Raw genomic sequence first — 22,193 nt, forward strand, 5'->3', positions numbered from 1 at the left:
TTTTATTAAAATGATGCTTTAACACTCAAACCGTACCTCCTAGAACTAGGTCCGTTAAGGTAATCGAATCCTCTACCGTTACCTACACCAACACCCGCAACGTTTGGATCAAAGTTGGTGCCATCCGGCATATTAACAGCTTCATACCATAGGTTAAAACCAGAAAGCGTAAAGCTTAACGAGCCGAACGGCGTTCTATCTAACCATTTTGATGGCATAGAGTATCCAACAGAAATTTCTTGTAAACGAATTACAGAAGCATCGAAAATCCCTAACTCATCCGGTCCAAATAAAATATTGTTAAAGTAGAACGTAGAGTTGTTAATTTGTCTGGTATTTGGAGAACCATCTTCCAGAACACCTGGAAGGATAAACGTATTTTCCCTATCCAAAACATCCGTAGTAAGACCCCTTCCCAATAAAGTTGAAGCAGTTCTACTATAAATATCTCCTCCGTGGGTATAATTAACCAAGAAATTAAAATTAAAATTCTTGAAACTAAATGAATTGCCCACATTCAACTGCCAGTCTGGATTTGGATTACCGATTACAAAAGTTCCCTCTTCTTCTACATAATCACCAGCTGCATTAACTAAAAACTCTCCATTATCATTTCTACCAATTCTACTTCCTACAATAACTCCAAGTTGCTCGCCCACAATGGCTGCATTACCCAGGTTGCTAAATCCAGAGTAAACTACGATGTCGGTATCCAAACCTAAATCGGTTACCTCAGAATCGTTGGTAGTCCAGTTGGCACTTAAGCTCCAGTCTAAACCACCTGCCTCTTCGGCACGGAATATGGTTAACGTCGCGTCGGCTTCAATACCGTCAGATTTAATTTCACCAATGTTGGTTTGTGTAGTTGTGAACCCTGTGGAAGGATCTAATGGACGGTCAATTATTAAATCTGTTGTAGTTCTAGTGAAATACGAAAAGTCCAGTGAGAGTCTATTTCCAAAGAATCTAGATTCCATACCCACTTCAATCTCGGATAACAATTCTGGCTGTAAGTTGGGGTTACCCAGCCTATTTGCACTTACATTACTAACAACGTCATTACCTGAATCATCTTGGAAATCTTGAGTGTCAAGAATCAAAGTGGCAGCTACAGGATAACCTATTGGAAAGTTTGCAGATGTACCGTAACCAGCTCTAAGCTTTAAATAATTGATGCCTCCTTGACTCTGTAATCCCGGAATTAATTTTGTGGGTATTACTGATAAACTTGCACTAGGGTAGAAAATTGAATTGTTTTCAGTAGATAAGTTTGAAACATAATCATTACGACCAGAAAGCGTTAAGTAGATCATACGGTCATAGTCAAAATCCAACTGTCCGTAAAGACCTGCAATATTTCTTTCTTGAAAGAATTGAATTTCATCCTGTAGCGCAAAGTTAAAATGACGCAAAACACCAAATACTTGTTGGCCAGAACTAGCCACTCCGTTTTGGTCTAAAACTTCTCTCCTTGTAGTTGCTCCTGCATTAAAACTGAAACCGATTTTCTCGGATAGCTCGTACTGTCCTGTGAGTATCAAGTTATGGTCCAATATCGTATTAGTGTTGTTCCATGTCTGAAGGATACCACTTTGTGTGGCAACACTTCCACCAACTCCACCTTTATTTTGCGAATTCGTGTTATTTTCTGAATAAACATCCAAACCAAAACGATAGGTTAGACTCAAATTATCGTTGATGTCATATACCAACGCTGCATTTCCGAATACCCTATTTGTGACCTGTCTATTTTGTGCATTTTTAACGGTCCATAACGGATGTTGAATACTATTGTTTTGTCTGTAATAGACACTGGATCCATCAATAGGACTTTCAAAAGGCAATCCTTGAATGTCTATACTCCTTGGTGTATAAAATAAATTAGCAAATATAGAAGAACCTGTGCCAAAAACACTGTTCCCTGTACTTGCTGCTACGGGCGGAGAAACGAAATCGGTATTCGAGTAATTCATAGTTCCGGAAACCGTAAATTTGTTGGAAAGAACTGCTCTGCCGCCCAGGCCTAAGGTATACCGATTAAGTTCGTTGCCGGGAGTAAAACCCTCATCATTTAGATGTCCAAAGTTAGCGTTGTAACTTACTTTACCATCATCCGATCCTCCGTTAAAGTTGACAGAATTGCTTTTCACGACACCTGTTCTAAAGAATTTTTCAACGCTATCATAAGGTCTCCAATCATAGCGTGCTCCCTGAAACTCTGGAAAAGCTGCCTGAATCGCTGATGTAGATGTTGAATAAGGATGTGCCAAAGTACCTTGGTCGTCAATAGCAGATTGGTTACCCCATCCAGAAATCCCCTCGCGATCAAAACTTGGCCCCCAGTTACTGAAGAACCAGCCAAATGCTTGATCGAAACCGTTACCATACTGATCTTGATAATCTGGTAGTGATGCAATTTCGTTGAAAAATAAGGAACTACTTACCGTAATTTCATTTTTCTTAACACCGCCTGCGCCAGCAGCACCATTTTTTGTAGTGATTAGGATTACCCCATTACGACCCGCTGTACCATATAAAGTGGCAGCAGCCAAACCTTTTAATACGTTAACGCTTTCAATATTGTTGGGATCTAAATCCAAGAATCTACTAGATCCGCTATTTCCATTAACGAAATCGTCTCTGCCCGCAACATCTCCCTCTGCTTGGTTTGCCGCAATGCTTCCCTGACTATTCGTTCCACTGTCAAAGGGAACCCCGTCAACGATAAATAAGGGTTGGTTACTTCCGCTAAAACTACTAAGACCACGGATAACAATACTAGTACCGGAACCAGAAAGCCCACTTTGAGCGGTAATATTTACACCAGAAGCCTTTCCTGTTAGTATACGACCTACATCACCTTCCGCACGTTGTTCCAGTGCCTCCTTGTCGACCTCGGCAACAGCATAACCCAAGGCTTGCTTCTCCTTTTTGATACCCTGAGCCGTCACAACTACCTCTTCAAGCGCCTGCGCATCTTCAGTCATTTGAACGTTAATGGTATTTCCAGCGCCTACGGTTTGTCTTGTAGGTTTTTGACCAATATACGTAAATAACAAAGTTTGCCCTTGGGACGCTGTAATGGAGTAGTTACCATCAAAGTCGGTTTGGGTACCAGTCGTTGTTCCTTCAACAACAATGTTTACCCCGGGCAAAGGCAGCCCATCCTGGTCAGTGACCGTTCCGGAAACTGTCTTCTCTTGTGCAAAGGATAGATGCACAATAAACGCCAATAATAGCGTCAACAATCCATTTCGTTTTGTTCTCATTTTTTAAATTATTTGAATTAGCTAAGCGCAAAAATCACAATAATGTGTTAATAATCCAAACTAATTTTAATAAAACTTTAAGAACGCAGGTTTATATGGGGAGTTAGAAATTAAACATGCCCCGCATTTAGAAGTGAATAATATAACAATAGGGATTTTGAGAAATTGATAATTCTACAATATAAAAGATTAGAGAAAGAATGAATATTGTATTAAATGAAATGAACTTATATAATTGGGGTTTTACGCTTATTAAATTCGGCCCGAAGCATTAGTATTTTCTTGTCCTCCTACAGCTATTCAAAAAAACTTTAAAAATAAATTGGGTAGGGTTTGAATTATTATGAAATATCACTACATTTGCCGACCCTTAAACAGAGGGTAATTTTATACATATTTATATAGTAGTATGCCAACAATATCACAATTAGTACGAAAAGGAAGAGAAACGATTACTAAGAAGAGTAAATCGGCTGCTTTGGATTCGTGCCCTCAAAGAAGAGGTGTTTGTACTCGTGTTTACACTACTACGCCAAAGAAACCCAATTCTGCCATGAGAAAAGTGGCTAGGGTAAGGTTGACTAACGGTAAGGAAGTAAACGCATACATACCCGGTGAGGGGCACAATTTACAAGAGCACTCGATAGTATTAGTAAGAGGAGGACGGGTTAAGGATTTGCCAGGAGTTAGATACCATATTGTTCGTGGTGCATTGGACACAGCAGGTGTGGCCGGCAGAACGCAGCGTAGATCTAAATACGGAGCAAAACGCCCTAAGAAGTAATAACACTTTTTAAAGAAGAGTAATGAGAAAAAGACAGGCAAAGAAAAGACCACTGTTACCAGATCCAAGATTTAACGATCAATTGGTGACAAGATTTGTGAATATGATGATGTGGGACGGTAAGAAATCGGTGGCATTTAGCGTATTTTATGAGGCAATCGATATCGTGGATGCTAAAAAGACCGATGAAGAGAAAACAGCTTTAGAGTTGTGGAAGGATGCATTATCCAATGTTATGCCGCACGTTGAGGTGAGAAGTAGAAGAGTAGGTGGGGCAACCTTCCAGATTCCAATGCAGATTAGACCGGACCGTAAAATATCTACGGCTATGAAGTGGCTCATCAGTTACGCTAGAAAGAGAAATGAAAAGGGAATGGCGCAAAAATTAGCTGCAGAAGTTCTTGCAGCTTCCAAAGAAGAGGGTGCCGCCGTTAAGAAAAGGGTGGATACACACAAGATGGCCGAAGCGAATAAAGCATTTTCCCACTTTAGATTTTAATCAGAAATGGCAAGAGATTTAAAATTAACAAGAAATATAGGTATTGCTGCGCATATTGATGCGGGTAAAACGACGACGACAGAACGTATTCTTTTTTATACGGGCGTTAGTCATAAAATTGGTGAGGTTCACGATGGTGCTGCTACGATGGACTGGATGGAGCAGGAACAGGAGCGTGGTATTACCATTACTTCTGCGGCAACTACTTGCGAGTGGGTGTTTCCAAGAGTTGACGGTGAGCCTACCGAAGATTCAAATAGCTATCATTTCAACATTATAGACACACCGGGTCACGTAGATTTTACGGTTGAAGTGAACCGTTCGTTACGTGTTTTGGATGGTTTGGTCTTTTTGTTCAGTGCAGTTGATGGTGTTGAGCCACAATCTGAAACGAACTGGAGGCTAGCTGATAATTACAAGGTTCCAAGGATTGGATTCGTTAATAAAATGGACCGTCAAGGCTCGAATTTCTTAATGGTTTGTAACCAGGTAAAAGAAATGCTCGGTTCTAATGCTGTTCCTATTGTATTACCAATTGGTGATGAATCTGACTTCAAAGGGGTTGTGGATTTAGCCAAAAACAGGGCAATCATCTGGCACGAGGATAATTTCGGTTCAACCTTTGATGTCATCGACATTCCTGAGGATATGAAGGCTGAAGTTAAGGAGTATAGGGCTGCCCTAATTGAAGCTGTGGCCGAGTATGATGAGGAGCTGATGGAGAAGTTCTTTGAGGATGAGGATTCCATTACTGAGGAAGAAGTACACGCTGCCTTAAGGGCTGCGGTTATGGATAGGGCCATTATTCCTATGATTTGTGGTTCTTCCTTTAAGAATAAAGGTGTCCAATTTTTATTAGATGCTGTTTGTAGATATTTGCCTTCACCTGTTGATAAAGAGGCAATTGAAGGTACCAATCCTGATACGGGCAAAGTTGAAAGCAGAAAACCAAATGTAAAGGAGCCGTTTGCTGCTTTAGCATTTAAAATTGCTACTGATCCTTTTGTTGGACGATTGGCATTTTTTAGAACTTATTCCGGTCGATTAGATGCCGGTTCCTATATATTGAATAATCGTTCGGGTAAAAAAGAACGTATTTCACGTATTTATCAAATGCACTCCAATAAGCAAAATGCTATCGATTTTATCGAAGCAGGAGATATTGGAGCGGCCGTTGGTTTCAAGGACATAAAGACTGGGGATACGATGTCCGATGAGAAGCATCCGATTGTACTGGAAAGTATGAACTTCCCAGAACCTGTAATTGGTATTGCTGTTGAGCCTAAGACAAAGGTTGATGTTGATAAATTAGGTATGGCTTTAGCCAAATTGGCTGAGGAAGACCCAACGTTCCAAGTAAAAACAGATGAAGCATCCGGACAAACTATAATTTCTGGAATGGGAGAGCTTCACTTGGATATTATCGTAGATCGTCTAAGAAGGGAATTTAAAGTAGAGGTAAATCAAGGTGAACCTCAGGTTGAATATAAAGAGGCATTAACAAAAATGGCTGCGCACAGGGAAACTTATAAAAAGCAATCTGGTGGTCGTGGTAAATTTGGCGATATCGTTTTTGAAATGAGTCCTGCTGATGACGATTTTGAAGGTGATGGATTGCAATTTGTAGACGAGATTAAAGGAGGGCGTATTCCGAAGGAGTTCATTCCTTCCGTTGAAAAAGGTTTTACTGCTGCTATGCAGAACGGACCTTTGGCTGGATTTGAAATGGATACCATGAAAGTGGTATTGAAAGACGGATCTTTCCACCCTGTAGATTCCGATGCACTTTCGTTTGAATTGGCTGCCAAGATGGGTTATAAAGCTGCGGGTAAAGCTGCGGGTGCTGTAATTATGGAGCCAATAATGAAAATCGAAGTAATTACCCCAGAGGAAAATATGGGTGATATCGTTGGTGATTTGAACCGTAGAAGAGGTACAATTAGTAATATGAGCGATAGGGCCGGCGCAAAAGTTATTAAAGGGGAAGTACCTTTATCTGAAATGTTCGGATATGTTACTTCGTTGAGAACACTTTCTTCCGGTAGGGCAACTTCTACTATGGAGTTTTCACACTATGCTCAAACACCCTCAAACATATCCGAAGAGGTTATTAAGAAGGCAAAAGGAATAACAACAGCTTAATTTAAGGTAATGAGTCAGAAAATCAGAATAAAACTAAAATCCTACGATCATAATCTTGTAGATAAGTCCGCAGAGAAAATCGTAAAAACGGTAAAGACCACGGGAGCTGTTGTAACTGGACCCATTCCTTTACCAACTCATAAGAAGATTTTTACGGTATTGCGTTCTCCGCACGTCAATAAAAAGTCTAGGGAACAATTTCAACTAAGTTCTTATAAGAGACTGTTGGATATCTATAGTTCTTCGTCTAAGACCATTGATGCGCTAATGAAATTGGAACTACCTAGTGGTGTAGAGGTTGAGATTAAGGTCTAAGTAGAACCTTGGTTACCGAGCGTAGCCGAAGTAACATGTCCTGAGCCGCGAGCAAGGGAAAAACGGAAAAAAATAATTTCAGGGTTGAAATATTTTTGACCCTATTTTTTTGAACAGTAATTAATATAAATAATAAGTATGTCTGGGTTAATAGGAAAGAAAGTAGGTATGACCAGCATTTTTGACGAGAACGGGAAGAATATTCCCTGTACCGTCATTGAAGCAGGTCCATGCGTAGTTACCCAAGTCAGAACCGAAGAGGTAGACGGGTACAATGCCCTTCAACTTGGTTTCGATGACAAGGCAGAAAAGCGTGCAAATAAGGCCGAGTTGGGTCATTTTAAAAAAGCAGGCGCTTCTCCCAAGAAAAAAGTCGTTGAGTTCCAAGGTTTTGAAGGTGAGTTTAAATTGGGAGACACAGTGGGTGTCGATGTATTCGTGGAAGGCGAATTCGTTGATGTGATTGGTACTTCTAAAGGAAAGGGTTTTCAAGGGGTTGTTAAACGCCATGGTTTTGCCGGGGTTGGACAATCTACCCACGGTCAACATAACAGACTTAGGGCGCCAGGTTCCATTGGAGCCGCTTCTTATCCAGCAAGAGTTTTTAAGGGAATGAAGATGGCAGGTAGAATGGGTGGTGATCGGGTAACCGTTCAAAACCTTAAAGTTTTAAAGGTAGTTCCGGAAAAGAACCTTTTAGTAGTAAAAGGATGCGTACCGGGCCATAAGAATGCTTATGTAACTATACAAAGGTGGATGTAATGAAAGTATCAGTTTTAGATATTAAAGGAAAAGACACGGGTAGAAAGGCAGACCTTTCTGACGATGTTTTTGGTATAGAGCCAAACAATCACGCAGTTTATTTGGACGTTAAGCAATACTTAGCACACCAAAGGCAGGGCACGCATAAGGCAAAGGAAAGAGCAGAAATTGCGGGAAGTACCAGAAAGATAAAAAAACAGAAAGGTACGGGTACTGCCAGAGCTGGTAGTATTAAATCTCCAATCTTTAGAGGTGGTGGACGAATTTTTGGACCTAGACCTAAGGATTATACCCAAAAATTGAACAAAAACTTAAAGCGTTTGGCTAGAAAGTCCGCCTTAAGTTTAAAGTCAAAAGAGAAGGCAATTTTAGTAATTGAAGACTTTGATTTTGATGCTCCAAAAACAAGGGATTTTGTACAGGTTTTGAAGTCCTTGGGCTTAGAAAACAAAAAATCTTTAATTGTGTTGGGCGATTCAAATAAAGGCGTATATTTGTCTTCGCGTAATTTCAAGGGTTCAGAGGTTATAACTAACTCAGAATTAAGTACTTACAAAATATTAAACGCAAATAGTGTAGTATTGTTGGAAGGCTCTCTAGAAGGAATAGAATCGAACTTAAATAATAAGTAAAACCATGAGTGTGTTAATAAAGCCAATTATAACGGAAAAGATGACCGCTGATAGCGAGCTGAATAACCGTTATGGTTTCATAGTAGACCCTAAGGCGAACAAAATTCAGATTAAGGATGCGGTTGAAGCTGCTTATGGTGTTTCGGTAAAAAAAGTGCGTACAATGAATTATGGACCTACAAGAAAATCCAGATATACGAAAACTGGAGTTCAACATGGTAAAACGAACGCTATCAAAAAAGCAATCGTTGATGTGGTTGAAGGTGATATAATTGATTTTTACAGTAATCTATAAAGACAAAGAATGTCAGTTAGAAAATTAAAACCAATCACTCCTGGACAGCGTTTTAGAGTAGTCAATGGATTTGACGCCATTACTACTGATAAGCCGGAGAAGAGCTTACTCGCTCCGTTAAAAAAGTCCGGAGGTAGAAACAGTCAAGGAAAAATGACGATTCGCCAAAAAGGTGGAGGTCATAAGAGAAGGTATCGTGTTATTGATTTTAAAAGGGATAAGCAAGATGTTGCCGCTACCGTAAAGTCGATTCAATATGATCCTAACAGAACTGCATTTATTGCGTTGTTGGAGTATGCGGATGGGGAGAAGAGATATGTGATAGCTCAAAATGGTTTGCAGGTTGATCAGCAAGTCACTTCGGGTGCTAACGCCGCTCCGGAGATTGGAAATGCCTTGCCTTTGAGCGAGATTCCATTAGGAACGATAATTTCTTGTATAGAGTTGCGTCCAGGTCAGGGTGCGGTTATGGCGAGAAGTGCCGGGACTTTTGCCCAGTTGATGGCTAAGGACGGTAAGTTTGTAACCGTAAAGATGCCTTCTGGGGAGACTAGACTTATATTATCTACCTGTATGGCAACAATTGGGGCCATTTCAAATTCAGACCATCAGTTATTGGTGTCTGGAAAAGCGGGTAGAAGTAGATGGTTGGGTAGAAGACCAAGAACTAGACCAGTAGCCATGAACCCTGTAGATCACCCAATGGGTGGTGGTGAAGGTAGGGCTTCAGGTGGTCACCCAAGATCAAGGAACGGAATACCTGCAAAAGGTTTTAGAACTCGTACTAAGACGAAGAGTACCAACAAGTATATTATAGAACGTAGAAAGAAATAAAAAAAGAAGAAAGAAATGGCACGTTCACTAAAAAAAGGACCTTACGTTCACTATAGTTTAGAAAAGAAGATTCAACAAAGCGCTTCTTCCGGAAAAAAGTCCGTAATAAAGACTTGGTCCAGAGCATCAATGATTACTCCTGATTTTGTGGGAATGACAATTGCTGTGCACAACGGAAGACAATTTGTACCAGTTTTCGTAACGGAGAACATGGTAGGGCATAAATTAGGAGAATTTTCACCGACAAGATCTTTTAGAGGTCATGCTGGTGCAAAAAATAAAGGTAAAAAGTAAGCTATGGGAGTTCGTAAAAAACAGATGGCCGAAAGAATTAAGGCTGAAAAGCAAAAAGTAGCTTTCGCAAAACTGAACAACTGTCCTACCTCTCCAAGAAAAATGAGATTAGTGGCTGATTTGATTAGGGGTCAGAAAGTTGAAAAAGCTTTGGCTATCCTAAGGTTCAATTCAAAGGAAGCTTCAAGAAAATTAGAAAAACTGTTGCTTTCTGCACTGGCCAATTGGCAAGCGAAAAATGAAGAAGGTAACTTGGAGGAAGCCGATTTGGTCATATCAGAAATAAGAGTTGACAGCGGTACAATGCTTAAGAGGTTAAGACCAGCTCCACAGGGGAGGGCACATAGAATAAGAAAGCGTTCTAACCATGTAACCTTGGTTTTGGGCTCTAACAATAATACACAAAGCTAGAATGGGACAGAAAACAAATCCAATAGGAAACCGTCTGGGAATCATCAGAGGATGGGAATCAAACTGGTATGGCGGAAATGATTATGGTGATAAATTAGCTGAAGATAGCAAAATCAGAAAGTATATCCATGCTAGGTTATCCAAGGCCAGTGTATCTAGGGTGATTATTGAGCGTACGTTAAAATTGATTACGGTAACCGTTACTACTGCAAGACCCGGTATCATTATTGGTAAGGGTGGACAAGAAGTTGATAAGCTTAAGGAGGAACTTAAGAAAATTACAGGTAAAGAGGTTCAAATCAATATTTATGAAATAAAAAGACCTGAGCTTGACGCTAATTTGGTAGCTGCAAGTGTAGCACGTCAAATTGAAAGTAGAATTTCATTTAGGAGAGCTATAAAAATGGCTATTGCGGCCGCTATGAGAATGAATGCTGAAGGCATCAAGATTCAGATTTCTGGTCGTTTGAACGGGGCTGAAATGGCACGTTCAGAATCTTATAAGGATGGTAGAATTCCACTTTCGACTTTTAGAGCGGATATAGATTACGCATTGCAGGAAGCCCAGACAACCTACGGGAAGTTAGGTATCAAAGTATGGATAATGAAGGGAGAAGTATACGGCAAGAGAGAATTATCCCCATTGGTTGGTATGCAAAAAGGACAAGGAAAGGATTCTAGGAAACAAGATGGTGGTAGAAAGCCACGTCGTAGAAAGTAATTTTTTAAAGAAGCAGAAAGATGTTACAACCGAAAAGAACAAAGTTCCGTAAAATGCAGAAGGGCCGTATGAAGGGCAATTCTGGTAGAGGACACCAGCTTTCAAATGGTATGTTCGGTATAAAGTCAATGGACACTTCATTCTTGACATCACGTCAGATTGAGGCAGCACGTATAGCCGCGACAAGATATATGAAGAGGGAAGGTCAATTGTGGATCAAAATATTTCCGGATAAGCCTATCACCAAAAAACCTTTAGAGGTACGTATGGGAAAAGGAAAAGGAGCGCCAGAGTATTTTGTTGCCGTAGTTAAACCAGGAAGAATTATGTTCGAGGTTGCAGGAGTATCCCTTGATATTGCAAAAGAAGCATTAAGGTTGGCTGCTCAAAAGCTTCCTGTGAGAACAAAGTTTATAATTGCCAGGGACTATACAGTTGAGAATTAATCGTAGGAACAATGAAAAAACAAGAAATTAAGGAATTGTCTGTTGAAGGACTTACGGAAAAGCTTGCTGAGTACAGGAAACAACACGCCGATTTAAAATTGGCACATTTCGTTACGCCATTGGAGAATCCTCTTCAAATAAGGAAAGTAAGAAGAACAGTTGCAAGATTAGCAACAGAATTAACAAATAGGGAAAACCAATAACTGGTTCTGCTTTATGGAAGAAAACAGAAATTTAAGAAAAGAAAGAATAGGGGTAGTTACCAGTAACAAGATGGAGAAGTCTATTGTAGTTGCAGAAGTAAAACGTGTAAAGCACCCTATGTACGGTAAGTTCGTTTTGAAAACAAAGAAATACGTTGCTCACGACGAAAAGAACGACTGTAGGGAAGGGGATACCGTAAAGATTATGGAGACCCGTCCTTTGAGTAAAACCAAATGTTGGAGGTTAGTAGAAATCTTAGAAAGAGCTAAATAAGTTATGTTACAACAAGAATCTAGACTAAAGGTTGCTGATAATACCGGAGCAAAGGAAGTTTTGACTATCCGGGTTCTCGGTGGTACAAAAAGAAGATACGCTTCCATTGGTGATAAAATTGTAGTAACTGTAAAAGAAGCTACACCAAACGGGGGTATTAAAAAAGGAGCGGTTTCAACAGCAGTAGTTGTCCGTACCAAAAAGGAGGTTAGGAGACCTGATGGTTCCTATATCCGTTTTGATGACAACGCATGTGTTCTTTTGAATCCAACAGGAGAGATGAGAGGTACTCGTGTTTTTGGACCTGTAGCAAGAGAACTCAGGGATAAGCAATTCATGAAAATTGTTTCATTGGCCCCAGAGGTATTATAATATTGACAAGAATGAAAAAGTTGAAAATAAAAACTGGAGACACCGTTAGAATTATCGCTGGAGACCACAAGGGTACCGAAGGTAAGATCATGCGTGTAGATCTGGAAAAGAACAAAGCCATTGTGGAAGGTGCCAATATGGTCTCAAAACATGAGAAACCTAGTGCGAAAAACCCGCAAGGTGGAATAGTTAAAAAAGAAGCTTTAATCCATATTTCTAACCTAGCTTTAATAGACGGCAAGTCTAGCGAAACAACACGAGTAGGCTACGAAATGAGAGATGGTAAGAAAGTAAGGTTTTCTAAGAAATCCAATGAAGTAATTTAGTTATGGCTTACGTTGCAAGATTAAAGAAAGAGTATAAAGAGCGGATTATAGCTGCACTAACGGAGGAGTTTGGTTACAAAAATGTAATGCAGGTTCCAAAGTTGGAGAAAATCGTGATGAGTAGAGGTGTTGGAGCTGCGGTTGCTGACAAAAAACTTATTGATCACGCTGTTGACGAAATGACCATGATTACAGGTCAGAAAGCTGTTGCTACGATGTCCAAAAAGGATGTCGCTGCCTTTAAATTAAGAAAAGGTATGCCTATCGGTGCTAAAGTTACACTGCGTGGAGAGCGTATGTACGAATTTTTGGATAGGTTGGTTACATCGGCTCTGCCAAGGGTAAGAGATTTTCAAGGTATCAAAGCTACAGGTTTTGACGGACGTGGAAATTACAACCTTGGTGTCACCGAACAAATTATATTTCCGGAAATAAATATTGATAAAATCAATAGAATTAACGGAATGGATATCACTTTTGTAACCTCGGCGGAAACCGATAAGGAAGCAAAATCATTATTAACGGAATTAGGATTACCTTTTAAAAAGAACTAGAATGGCTAAAGAATCAATGAAGGCCCGTGAAAGAAAAAGGGCAAGGACGGTAGCTAAATATGCAGAAAAGCGCAAGGCTTTGAAAGAAGCTGGTGACTATGATGCATTACAGAAATTACCAAAAAATGCCTCTCCTGTTCGCATGCACAATAGGTGTAAGCTAACCGGTAGACCCAAAGGTTATATGAGAACATTCGGTATTTCTAGGGTTATGTTCAGGGAAATGGCAAACCAAGGTTTGATTCCTGGCGTAAAGAAGGCCAGCTGGTAAGAAAAAATTGAATAACTGGTTTCAGGTTCGGCTTTTAGGTCGAAAACCGTCACCGAATAAATAAAAAATGGTTACAGATACAATAGCAGATTATCTAACTAGGGTTAGAAACGCAAGTAGGGCCGGTCATAGGGTGGTAGAAATCCCTGCGTCCAACTTAAAGAAGGAAATCACCAAAATATTATTCGATCAAGGATATATCTTGAGTTATAAATTCGAGGACAGTGCCATTCAAGGTACTATTAAAATAGCCTTGAAGTATGATAAGATTACAAAGGAGCCGGTTATAAAGAAAATACAACGTATCAGTAAGCCAGGTTTAAGAAAATATGCAGGTAGTGAGGATTTACCAAGGGTTCTTAATGGACTCGGCATTGCGATCGTTTCTACATCTCATGGTGTCATGACAAGTAAGCAGGCTAAGGCCGACAATGTTGGCGGTGAGGTTTTATGCTACGTATATTAACAGATTAAAGAGTTAGAAGATGTCTAGAATAGGTAATAATCCAATCGCAATTCCTGAAGGAGTTACAATAGAGATTAATGAAAACATCATTACCGTTAAAGGTAAGTTGGGAGAGTTGACTCAAGAATTTTCTGGGGTAGCGATAAAAATTGAAGATGGACAAGCTTGGGTAACAAGACCATCTGATTCGAAGGAGCACAAAGCTAAACATGGTTTGTACAGATCTTTGATCTTGAACATGGTAGAAGGGGTTTCTAAAGGATGGACAAAGGAGTTGGAACTTGTAGGTGTAGGATATAGAGCTAGTAATCAGGGTCAGAAATTAGATTTGGCACTAGGTTTTTCTCATAATATCGTTTTTGATCTGGCACCCGAGGTTAAAGTAGAGACCATTTCAGAAAAAGGAAAGAATCCGATTGTAAAGTTGACGTCTTTTGACAAGCAGCTTGTAGGGCATATCGCTGCAAAAATTAGATCTTTCCGTAAGCCAGAACCTTACAAAGGAAAAGGTATCAAATTTGTTGGTGAACAGTTGAGAAGAAAAGCCGGTAAATCAGCTTAATTAATAGTATTATGGGATTATCAAAGACAGAAAGAAAATATAGAATACGAAGGAGAATCCGTAAGGTTTCCTCAGGAACAGCTGAAAGACCTAGATTATCGGTTTTTAGAAGTAATAGTGAAATCTATGCACAATTAATAGATGATGTTAAGGGAGTTACTTTAGCGTCCGCTTCTTCAAAGGACAAGGATATGGCTTCTGTAAAAGGCAACAAAACAGAAATAGCTGCTCTAGTGGGTAAGGCTATCGCTGAAAAGTCTAAAAAAGTAGGTATAGAGAAAGTGGCTTTTGATAGAGGTGGAAACTTGTATCACGGCAGAGTTAAATCTTTGGCTGAAGGGGCAAGGGAAGCAGGATTAAAATTCTAATAAAACAGTATGTTCCAAAAATATAAAAACGTAGAAACGGTAAAACCAGGAGGTTTAGATTTAAAAGATAGATTAGTTGGTGTACAACGGGTAACCAAGGTAACAAAAGGTGGTAGAGCTTTTGGCTTTTCCGCAATTGTTGTTGTAGGGGATGAAAACGGGGTAGTAGGCCACGGTCTTGGAAAATCTAAGGAAGTTGCTACGGCCATAGCGAAAGCTATTGAAGATGGTAAAAAGAACTTGATTCGCATTCCATTAAACGGAGGTACGTTACCCCATGAGCAGAAAGGAAAGTTTGGAGGAGCCCGTGTATATATTCAACCAGCTTCCCATGGTACGGGAGTTATTGCCGGTGGAGCCGTAAGGGCCGTTTTGGAAGCAGTCGGTGTACATGATGTATTATCGAAATCACAGGGATCTTCCAATCCTCATAATGTTGTTAAAGCTACTTTTGATGCTTTATTACAACTTAGGGATGCGAAAACTATTGCTGGACAGCGAGGCGTTTCTTTGGAAAAAGTTTTTAAAGGTTAAGCATAGGGAATTATGGCAAAGATTAAAGTAAAGCAAGTTAAGAGTAGTATAAAAAAGCCTCAAAATCAAAAAAGAACCTTAACGGCTCTTGGATTGAAGAAAATTGGTCAGGTTGTGGAGCATGATACTACCCCCAATATTCTTGGGATGATAAATAAAGTTAAACATTTGGTTTCTACGGAAGAAGCTTAAATATAAGATCTAATGAATTTAAGTAATCTACAACCTGCAGAAGGTTCAGTGAATAGAGATGGAAAACGTCTTGGAAGAGGTCAGGGTTCTGGAAAGGGCGGTACCGCTGCAAGAGGTCATAAGGGAGCTAAATCAAGATCTGGTTATTCTAAGAAAATTGGTTTTGAAGGTGGTCAAATGCCTTTACAGAGACGTGTTCCTAAATTTGGTTTCAGCAATATAAACCGTAAGGATTACAAAGGAATCAATCTTGATAAATTACAGGAATTAGTAGACAGCAAAGCTATTAAGGACACTGTTACAATAGATTCTCTTGTAGAAAATCGACTTATAAAAAAGAACGACCTGGTTAAAATACTAGGAGGAGGAGAATTGAAAGCCCCCCTTAAAATTACAGTACATAAATTTACGGCAACCGCTAAGAAGGCCATTGAGTCTGCTGGTGGAGAGGCAATAAGTTTATAAGCATAAAAGAGAGCATGAAGAATTTTATCGATACAATATCCAATATTTGGAAGATAGAGGAGCTAAGGAATAGGATACTTATTACTTTAGGTCTTCTTTTGGTATATCGTTTTGGTTGCCAAATTGTTCTTCCAGGTATAGATACTACACAATTAGGTGGACTTGTGGATAGTACCGACCAAGGAATTTTTGGTCTGCTTAACGCTTTTACAGGAGGAGCTTTTGCTAATGCTTCTGTTTTTGCTTTGGGTATTATGCCTTACATATCCGCTTCCATTGTAGTGCAGTTAATGGGTATTGCCATACCATATCTTCAAAAACTTCAAAAAGAAGGGGAGAGCGGTCGTAAGACTATCAACCAGATAACAAGATGGTTGACTATAGGTATATGTATCGTTCAGGCACCAGCATATTTATATGGTTTAGAGGCCTTTGGTGTTAGGGATTCTGCTTTTTTGTTAGGAAAAGGACTTGATTTCATGATACCCGCAGTAATTATTTTGGTCACTGGATGTGTTTTTGCGATGTGGCTTGGAGAGAAAATTACCGATAAGGGTATTGGAAACGGGATATCATTGCTTATCATGATTGGTATCATTGCAACTTTGCCACAGTCTTTTGTTCAGGAATTCATTTCAAGAACAACGAACAACAATGGTGGTTTAATGTTCATATTGATAGAAGTCATTATCTGGTTCTTAGTTATTTTGGCCAGTGTATTGTTGGTTATGGCAACACGTCAGATACCGGTACAATATGCAAGAAGAACAGCTTCGGGTGGATATGAAAAGAATATCATGGGATCGCGACAGTACATTCCCCTGAAATTGAATGCATCTGGGGTAATGCCTATCATTTTTGCGCAAGCAATTATGTTTGTTCCCAGTATGATTGGTGGGGCATTCGATGACACGGCATTTGGTCAGTGGATGCAAGTACAATTTGCGGATATATTTGGTTTGGCTTATAACATATTATTCGCTTTGCTAATTATCATCTTTACATATTTCTATACCGCTATAACGGTGCCGACCAATAAAATGGCGGATGACCTAAAAAGAAGTGGTGGATTCATTCCTGGTATACGACCGGGTAAAGAAACGGGAGATTTCTTGGATAAGATAATGTCTTTGATAACGTTACCGGGGTCGATATTTTTAGCACTTCTAGCCGTATTACCGGCAATCGTGGTAAAATTAATGGATGTTCAAGCGGGTTGGGCACTGTTCTACGGAGGAACTTCCCTATTGATTATGGTTGGTGTAGCAATCGATACCGTACAACAAGTAAATTCATATTTGTTGAATAGACATTATGACGGTTTAATGAAGACTGGAAAAAACAGAAAAGTAGCATAATTTATGGCTAAGCAGGCAGCAATAGAACAAGATGGGTCAATAATAGAAGCATTATCCAACGCAATGTTTCGAGTGGAGTTGGAGAATGGTCACGTGGTTACTGCGCATATTTCAGGTAAGATGCGTATGCACTATATAAAGTTATTACCTGGAGACAAGGTTAAATTGGAAATGAGTCCATACGACCTTACTAAAGCAAGAATTACTTATAGATATTAAGATAGCAAGATGAAAGTAAGAGCATCAGTTAAGAAGAGAAGTGCCGACTGCAAGATTGTTCGCAGAAACGGTAGGTTGTACGTAATCAACAAAAAGAATCCTAGATTTAAACAAAGACAAGGTTAATTATGGCAAGAATTGCGGGTATTGATATACCAAAACAAAAAAGAGGTGTTATAGCCTTGACCTACATTTTTGGAATTGGAAAAAGCAGGGCAAAGGAGATATTAGAAAAAGCCCAAGTGAGTGAGGATACTAAGGTTTCCGATTGGAACGATGATGAAATCGGTCGAATCAGGGAAGCGGTTTCAGCTTTTACTATTGAGGGTGAATTGCGCTCCGAGACACAATTGAACATTAAGCGTTTAATGGATATTGGATGTTACAGGGGTATTCGCCACAGATCAGGTTTGCCATTAAGAGGTCAGCGTACAAAGAACAATTCTAGGACTAGAAAAGGAAAGCGAAAAACAGTTGCTAACAAGAAGAAAGCTACTAAATAATAAAGAGGTATGGCAAAGGCAAATACTAAAGTAACCAAAAAGCGTAAAGTTGTTGTAGATTCTGTTGGTGAGGCACACGTAACAGCTTCTTTCAATAATATTATCATTTCATTGACCAATAAAAAGGGCGATGTTATTTCATGGTCTTCCGCTGGTAAATTAGGGTTCAGAGGTTCAAAAAAGAACACTCCCTATGCTGCTCAGGTAGCGGCCGAGGATTGTGCTAAAGTGGCTCACGAAGCGGGTTTAAGAAAGGTGAAGGTCTATGTTAAAGGACCTGGTAATGGAAGAGAATCTGCGATACGCGCGCTACACAATTCCGGTATAGAAGTAACTGAGATTATTGATGTTACCCCAATGCCACATAATGGGTGTAGACCACCTAAAAGAAGAAGAGTTTAATCAGTATTAATATATTTCACGAAAGTGTAGTTACGATTATCGAAGGATAAGCCTTAATTCATAATCTCACTTTCAAACTAAAAGAAAATGGCAAGATATACAGGACCAAAATCAAAAATCGCCCGTAAATTCGGAGAAGCGATATTCGGAGACGACAAGTCTTTCGAAAAGAAAAATTACCCTCCAGGACAACATGGTAATCAAAGACGTCGAGGAAAGAAGTCTGAGTACTCCGTACAGTTGATGGAAAAACAAAAAGCAAAATACACCTATGGTATTTTGGAAAAGCAATTTAGAAATCTTTTTGCTTCGGCAAAGAGAAAAGAAGGCGTAACCGGTGAAATCCTTTTACAATTATGCGAGTGTCGATTGGACAATGTAGTTTATAGGATGGGCATAGCTCCAACTAGAAGCGGAGCAAGACAGTTGGTTTCCCACAGGCACATTACGGTGAACGGTGAGTTGGTTAATATACCTTCATATTCTTTAAAAGCCGGTGATGTAGTTGGTGTAAGGGAAAAATCTAAATCGTTACAAAGCATTCAGGATTCATTGGCTAATAATAGTGCAGTGTACGAATGGCTTACATGGAACTCTGAAAAAAAGGAGGGTACTTTCGTTGCCGTTCCGGAAAGACTTCAGATTCCAGAAAATATCAAAGAACAATTAATAGTCGAGTTATACTCTAAATAAACAACACTGATCCAATTATGGCATTATTTAATTTTCAGAAACCCGATAAAGTAATAATGATCGATTCCTCAGATTTCGAAGGGAAATTTGAATTTCGTCCTTTGGAACCTGGTTATGGATTAACTGTTGGGAACGCTTTACGGCGCGTATTGCTATCTTCTTTGGAAGGACATGCAATTACATCCGTACGCATAGATAAAGTAGAACATGAGTTCTCTGTCATCTCCGGTGTTGTAGAAGACGTAACCGAGATTATATTGAACTTAAAACAAGTTCGTTTTAAAAAGCAAATAGAAGATTCAGAAGCAGAGGTCGTATCTATTTCCGTTAGTGGAAAAGATAAATTAACTGCCGGCGATTTTCAAAAGTTCATTTCAGGATATCAGGTCTTGAATCCGGATTTGGTTATCTGTAATATGGATGCTAAAGTGAGCATCAATATGGAAATAACCATTGATAAGGGAAGAGGATATGTACCTGCAGAGGAGAACAAAAAATCTGGTGCTCCTCTTGGAACTATTGCTGTAGATTCTATATTCACACCTATTAAAAATGTGAAGTATAGCATCGAAAACTTTCGTGTAGAGCAAAAGACGGATTATGAAAAATTAGTTTTTGAAATCGTAACCGATGGTTCTATACATCCAAAAGATGCATTAACCGAAGGTGCTAAAGTGTTGATACATCACTTTATGTTATTCTCGGATGAGCGTATTACTTTGGAGGCCGATGAGATTGCACAAACGGAGACATATGATGAGGAGTCCTTACATATGAGACAATTGTTGAAAACCAAATTGGTTGACATGGACTTGTCCGTACGTGCTTTGAATTGCTTAAAAGCAGCAGAGGTAGATACCTTGGGAGATTTAGTTTCTTTCAACAAAAACGATTTGATGAAGTTCAGGAACTTCGGAAAAAAATCATTGACAGAACTGGAAGAGCTTGTGATCAACAAAGGATTGAGCTTTGGAATGGATTTGTCAAAATATAAATTGGATAAGGATTAATTAATCATATTTTGCTCCTCGGTCTTTCGAGTTTGGTAGCAAGATGATAAAAAGAAAACATGAGACACGGTAAGAAAGTCAATCATTTAGGAAGAAAAAAAGCGCATAGAACGGCCATGTTGGCCAATATGGCCTGTTCCCTAATTGAACATAAGAGAATAAATACTACGGTTGCCAAGGCAAAAGCCCTAAAACAATTTGTAGAGCCATTGATTACAAAATCAAAAGCTGAAAACAATCTAACTGCAGAAAAAGGAACGCACAACAGGCGTATCGTTTTCAAAAACTTGCGTGACAAGTATGCGGTTACAGAACTGTTCAGTGTAGTTTCGGAAAAGGTGGCTGATAGACCAGGGGGATATACAAGAATTATAAAACTTGGAAACCGTTTGGGTGATAACGCGGATATGGCGATGATAGAACTCGTTGATTTTAACGAGGTATATAATGCAGGCAAGCCTAAGAAGAAATCTACAAGAAGAAGTAGAAGAAGCGGTGGTAAATCCGAAAAATCTGAGGAGGTTGCGGTTGAGGAAACGAAAGTTGAAGAAACTAAAGTTGAAGAAACTAAAGTTGAAGACACCCAAGCTGAAGACACGAAAGTTGAAACGGACCCTGAAATGGAGGAAACTCCAAAAGCTGAGGCAAAGCAGGAATCAGAAACTCCAACTGAAAGCGAGGATAAAAAAGATGATTCAAAAGAGTAAGTTGTCAATAAATATTGATAATTATAAAAGGATAAGCCTAAAAGCTTATCCTTTTTTTATGTTTTTTTGTTAAACCATTTAATTTTAAGAGCACTTATGAAGTATCAATCTAGAAAGAAAGCTTTAATACTATTAGCCGATGGTACCATCTTTTATGGCAAGTCCGTAGGAGATAAGGAGGGTACCGCCTTTGGAGAGGTTTGTTTCAATACAGGAATGACCGGGTATCAAGAAATTTTTACTGACCCTTCTTATTTTGGCCAACTTATGGTGACGACCAATGCACATATCGGGAATTATGGAACGAATTCAGAAGAAGTAGAATCCGATTCCATTAAAGTAGCCGGTCTAATATGTAGAAATTTTAGTTATGAATATTCCCGTCCAGTTGCGGATGCCAGTTTGGAGGAGTTCTTGAACAAGAACGGATTGTTTGCCATTTCAGATGTGGATACTAGGGCTCTGGTAAGTTACATACGGGATAATGGTGCAATGAACGCTGTTATCTCCACTAGGGTAAATGACATAGATGGACTTAAGAAAGAATTGAAAGAAGTGCCAAGTATGGAAGGTTTGGAGCTGGCGAGTAAGGTATCTACAAAGGAACCTTATTATTTTGGCGATGAGGATGCAGCCTACAGAATTTCTGCGTTGGATATTGGTATAAAAAAGAACATTCTTAGAAATCTTGCCAAACGGGGAGCTTATATTAAGGTGTTTCCTTACAATGCAAGTTTTGAGGATTTATCGGCTTGGAATCCAGACGCATATTTTATATCTAACGGCCCTGGCGATCCGGAACCGCTCAGTGAGGCTATTGCCACGGCAAAAGAAATTATTAAAACGGACAAACCACTTTTCGGAATATGTTTGGGACATCAAATAATTGCTTTGGCAAATAGTGTTTCTACCTATAAGATGCACAATGGTCATCGAGGTATAAATCATCCCATCCTCAATTTGTTGACTGGAAAAGGAGAGATTACTTCACAAAACCACGGTTTTGCTATCAATAGAGAAGAGACCGAAGCAAACGATAATCTGGAAATTACGCACGTGCATTTGAATGATAAGACCGTTGCCGGGATACGAATGAAAAATAGGGACGTTTTTTCAGTTCAATATCATCCAGAGGCAAGTCCTGGACCTCATGATGCGGACTATCTTTTTGATGATTTTTTCCGATTGATCGAGAAAACTACAAAACAAACGGCAGAAGTTTAAATTATCATTATTTTATTGGGAATTACATTGATTCAAGGATTTCTATGAAAAAGGTGTTTGTATCTTTGTTTTTTGTAGACAATCAA

Annotated in this window: 33 protein-coding genes and 1 pseudogene; 33 read left to right on the plus strand and 1 reads right to left on the minus strand. The window is 39.3% G+C overall.

Annotated elements, in window-relative coordinates:
• Positions 1–5: 5 nt before the first annotated feature.
• Complete coding sequence (locus N8A89_RS11765; protein WP_289644360.1) at positions 6–3,269, minus strand: SusC/RagA family TonB-linked outer membrane protein; 3,264 nt, start codon at positions 3,267–3,269, stop codon at positions 6–8.
• Between the two features lie 409 nt (positions 3,270–3,678).
• Between N8A89_RS11765 and rpsL the strand changes: the two genes are divergently transcribed.
• The 33 genes and pseudogenes from rpsL (at position 3,679) to carA (ending at position 22,107) form a co-directional block, all read left to right on the plus strand.
• Positions 3,679–4,053, plus strand: coding sequence for a 30S ribosomal protein S12 (rpsL, locus tag N8A89_RS11770; RefSeq protein WP_281542450.1), 375 nt, complete (start codon positions 3,679–3,681; stop codon positions 4,051–4,053).
• Between the two features lie 22 nt (positions 4,054–4,075).
• A complete protein-coding gene (gene rpsG / locus N8A89_RS11775) occupies positions 4,076–4,552 on the plus strand; it encodes a 30S ribosomal protein S7 (protein ID WP_281542451.1) in 477 nt (158 codons plus the stop codon).
• Between the two features lie 6 nt (positions 4,553–4,558).
• Positions 4,559–6,694, plus strand: a complete 2,136-nt coding sequence (gene fusA / locus N8A89_RS11780; protein WP_281542452.1) for an elongation factor G — start codon at positions 4,559–4,561, stop codon at positions 6,692–6,694.
• Between the two features lie 9 nt (positions 6,695–6,703).
• On the plus strand, positions 6,704–7,009 hold the full coding sequence (gene rpsJ, locus N8A89_RS11785) for a 30S ribosomal protein S10 (RefSeq protein ID WP_007094989.1): 306 nt from the start codon (positions 6,704–6,706) through the stop codon (positions 7,007–7,009).
• A 138-nt stretch (positions 7,010–7,147) separates the two neighbouring features.
• Positions 7,148–7,771, plus strand: coding sequence for a 50S ribosomal protein L3 (rplC, locus tag N8A89_RS11790; RefSeq protein WP_281542453.1), 624 nt, complete (start codon positions 7,148–7,150; stop codon positions 7,769–7,771).
• Positions 7,771–8,403, plus strand: a complete 633-nt coding sequence (gene rplD / locus N8A89_RS11795) for a 50S ribosomal protein L4 (protein ID WP_281542454.1) — start codon at positions 7,771–7,773, stop codon at positions 8,401–8,403. The genes rplC and rplD overlap by 1 nt, the downstream gene beginning before the upstream one ends.
• A 4-nt stretch (positions 8,404–8,407) precedes the next feature.
• Complete coding sequence (rplW, locus tag N8A89_RS11800) at positions 8,408–8,698, plus strand: 50S ribosomal protein L23 (RefSeq protein WP_126592174.1); 291 nt, start codon at positions 8,408–8,410, stop codon at positions 8,696–8,698.
• A 9-nt stretch (positions 8,699–8,707) separates the two neighbouring features.
• Positions 8,708–9,532, plus strand: a complete 825-nt coding sequence (rplB, locus tag N8A89_RS11805; protein WP_281542455.1) for a 50S ribosomal protein L2 — start codon at positions 8,708–8,710, stop codon at positions 9,530–9,532.
• Between the two features lie 15 nt (positions 9,533–9,547).
• The gene (rpsS, locus tag N8A89_RS11810; protein WP_027078352.1) at positions 9,548–9,826 is read left to right on the plus strand and encodes a 30S ribosomal protein S19; all 279 of its coding nucleotides are present in this window, start codon (positions 9,548–9,550) and stop codon (positions 9,824–9,826) included.
• 3 nt (positions 9,827–9,829) lie between these two features.
• Positions 9,830–10,237, plus strand: a complete 408-nt coding sequence (gene rplV, locus N8A89_RS11815) for a 50S ribosomal protein L22 (protein WP_281542456.1) — start codon at positions 9,830–9,832, stop codon at positions 10,235–10,237.
• Between the two features lies 1 nt (position 10,238).
• On the plus strand, positions 10,239–10,958 hold the full coding sequence (rpsC, locus tag N8A89_RS11820) for a 30S ribosomal protein S3 (RefSeq protein WP_281542457.1): 720 nt from the start codon (positions 10,239–10,241) through the stop codon (positions 10,956–10,958).
• A 20-nt stretch (positions 10,959–10,978) separates the two neighbouring features.
• Positions 10,979–11,404: a 50S ribosomal protein L16 gene (gene rplP, locus N8A89_RS11825; RefSeq protein WP_281542458.1), complete on the plus strand. Its 426-nt coding sequence runs from the start codon at positions 10,979–10,981 to the stop codon at positions 11,402–11,404.
• 11 nt (positions 11,405–11,415) lie between these two features.
• Positions 11,416–11,607 carry a 50S ribosomal protein L29 gene (gene rpmC, locus N8A89_RS11830; protein ID WP_281542459.1) on the plus strand — a complete coding sequence of 64 codons (192 nt, stop codon included), beginning with the start codon at positions 11,416–11,418 and terminating at the stop codon, positions 11,605–11,607.
• A 13-nt stretch (positions 11,608–11,620) separates the two neighbouring features.
• Positions 11,621–11,881, plus strand: a complete 261-nt coding sequence (gene rpsQ, locus N8A89_RS11835; RefSeq protein ID WP_281542460.1) for a 30S ribosomal protein S17 — start codon at positions 11,621–11,623, stop codon at positions 11,879–11,881.
• 3 nt (positions 11,882–11,884) lie between these two features.
• Positions 11,885–12,253: a 50S ribosomal protein L14 gene (gene rplN / locus N8A89_RS11840; protein ID WP_013993867.1), complete on the plus strand. Its 369-nt coding sequence runs from the start codon at positions 11,885–11,887 to the stop codon at positions 12,251–12,253.
• Positions 12,254–12,264: 11 nt separating this feature from the next.
• The gene (gene rplX / locus N8A89_RS11845) at positions 12,265–12,579 is read left to right on the plus strand and encodes a 50S ribosomal protein L24 (protein ID WP_281542461.1); all 315 of its coding nucleotides are present in this window, start codon (positions 12,265–12,267) and stop codon (positions 12,577–12,579) included.
• A 2-nt stretch (positions 12,580–12,581) separates the two neighbouring features.
• Positions 12,582–13,133 (plus strand): 50S ribosomal protein L5, encoded by a 552-nt coding sequence (gene rplE / locus N8A89_RS11850; protein WP_281542462.1) that lies wholly within the window; start codon positions 12,582–12,584, stop codon positions 13,131–13,133.
• A 1-nt stretch (position 13,134) separates the two neighbouring features.
• A complete protein-coding gene (rpsN, locus tag N8A89_RS11855; RefSeq protein WP_281542463.1) occupies positions 13,135–13,404 on the plus strand; it encodes a 30S ribosomal protein S14 in 270 nt (89 codons plus the stop codon).
• Positions 13,405–13,471: 67 nt separating this feature from the next.
• A complete protein-coding gene (gene rpsH / locus N8A89_RS11860) occupies positions 13,472–13,870 on the plus strand; it encodes a 30S ribosomal protein S8 (protein ID WP_281542464.1) in 399 nt (132 codons plus the stop codon).
• 19 nt (positions 13,871–13,889) lie between these two features.
• A complete protein-coding gene (rplF, locus tag N8A89_RS11865) occupies positions 13,890–14,432 on the plus strand; it encodes a 50S ribosomal protein L6 (protein ID WP_281542465.1) in 543 nt (180 codons plus the stop codon).
• An 11-nt stretch (positions 14,433–14,443) separates the two neighbouring features.
• Entirely contained in the window at positions 14,444–14,800 is a 357-nt protein-coding gene (gene rplR / locus N8A89_RS11870) for a 50S ribosomal protein L18 (RefSeq protein WP_281542466.1), read from the plus strand.
• Between the two features lie 9 nt (positions 14,801–14,809).
• Entirely contained in the window at positions 14,810–15,334 is a 525-nt protein-coding gene (gene rpsE, locus N8A89_RS11875) for a 30S ribosomal protein S5 (RefSeq protein WP_281542467.1), read from the plus strand.
• A gap of 12 nt (positions 15,335–15,346) precedes the next feature.
• Positions 15,347–15,526 carry a 50S ribosomal protein L30 gene (gene rpmD / locus N8A89_RS11880; RefSeq protein WP_281542468.1) on the plus strand — a complete coding sequence of 60 codons (180 nt, stop codon included), beginning with the start codon at positions 15,347–15,349 and terminating at the stop codon, positions 15,524–15,526.
• 12 nt (positions 15,527–15,538) lie between these two features.
• Positions 15,539–15,991 carry a 50S ribosomal protein L15 gene (gene rplO / locus N8A89_RS11885; protein ID WP_289644363.1) on the plus strand — a complete coding sequence of 151 codons (453 nt, stop codon included), beginning with the start codon at positions 15,539–15,541 and terminating at the stop codon, positions 15,989–15,991.
• Between the two features lie 14 nt (positions 15,992–16,005).
• Positions 16,006–17,349, plus strand: a complete 1,344-nt coding sequence (secY, locus tag N8A89_RS11890; RefSeq protein ID WP_281542469.1) for a preprotein translocase subunit SecY — start codon at positions 16,006–16,008, stop codon at positions 17,347–17,349.
• 3 nt (positions 17,350–17,352) lie between these two features.
• Complete coding sequence (infA, locus tag N8A89_RS11895; protein WP_013305172.1) at positions 17,353–17,568, plus strand: translation initiation factor IF-1; 216 nt, start codon at positions 17,353–17,355, stop codon at positions 17,566–17,568.
• Positions 17,569–17,577: 9 nt separating this feature from the next.
• Entirely contained in the window at positions 17,578–17,694 is a 117-nt protein-coding gene (gene ykgO, locus N8A89_RS11900) for a type B 50S ribosomal protein L36 (RefSeq protein ID WP_281542470.1), read from the plus strand.
• A 2-nt stretch (positions 17,695–17,696) separates the two neighbouring features.
• Positions 17,697–18,071, plus strand: coding sequence for a 30S ribosomal protein S13 (gene rpsM, locus N8A89_RS11905; RefSeq protein WP_281542471.1), 375 nt, complete (start codon positions 17,697–17,699; stop codon positions 18,069–18,071).
• A gap of 9 nt (positions 18,072–18,080) precedes the next feature.
• Positions 18,081–18,473, plus strand: coding sequence for a 30S ribosomal protein S11 (gene rpsK, locus N8A89_RS11910; RefSeq protein WP_289644365.1), 393 nt, complete (start codon positions 18,081–18,083; stop codon positions 18,471–18,473).
• An 87-nt stretch (positions 18,474–18,560) separates the two neighbouring features.
• Positions 18,561–19,166: a 30S ribosomal protein S4 gene (rpsD, locus tag N8A89_RS11915; protein WP_289644366.1), complete on the plus strand. Its 606-nt coding sequence runs from the start codon at positions 18,561–18,563 to the stop codon at positions 19,164–19,166.
• 17 nt (positions 19,167–19,183) lie between these two features.
• On the plus strand, positions 19,184–20,176 hold the full coding sequence (locus tag N8A89_RS11920; RefSeq protein ID WP_281542472.1) for a DNA-directed RNA polymerase subunit alpha: 993 nt from the start codon (positions 19,184–19,186) through the stop codon (positions 20,174–20,176).
• Positions 20,177–20,235: 59 nt separating this feature from the next.
• A pseudogene (gene rplQ, locus N8A89_RS11925) lies at positions 20,236–20,733 on the plus strand (50S ribosomal protein L17); the annotation flags it as partial.
• A 246-nt stretch (positions 20,734–20,979) separates the two neighbouring features.
• On the plus strand, positions 20,980–22,107 hold the full coding sequence (gene carA / locus N8A89_RS11930; RefSeq protein WP_281542473.1) for a glutamine-hydrolyzing carbamoyl-phosphate synthase small subunit: 1,128 nt from the start codon (positions 20,980–20,982) through the stop codon (positions 22,105–22,107).
• Positions 22,108–22,193 lie beyond the last annotated feature (86 nt).

The sequence above is a fragment of the Maribacter aestuarii genome (genome assembly GCF_027474845.2).
GTDB lineage: Bacteria > Bacteroidota > Bacteroidia > Flavobacteriales > Flavobacteriaceae > Maribacter > Maribacter aestuarii.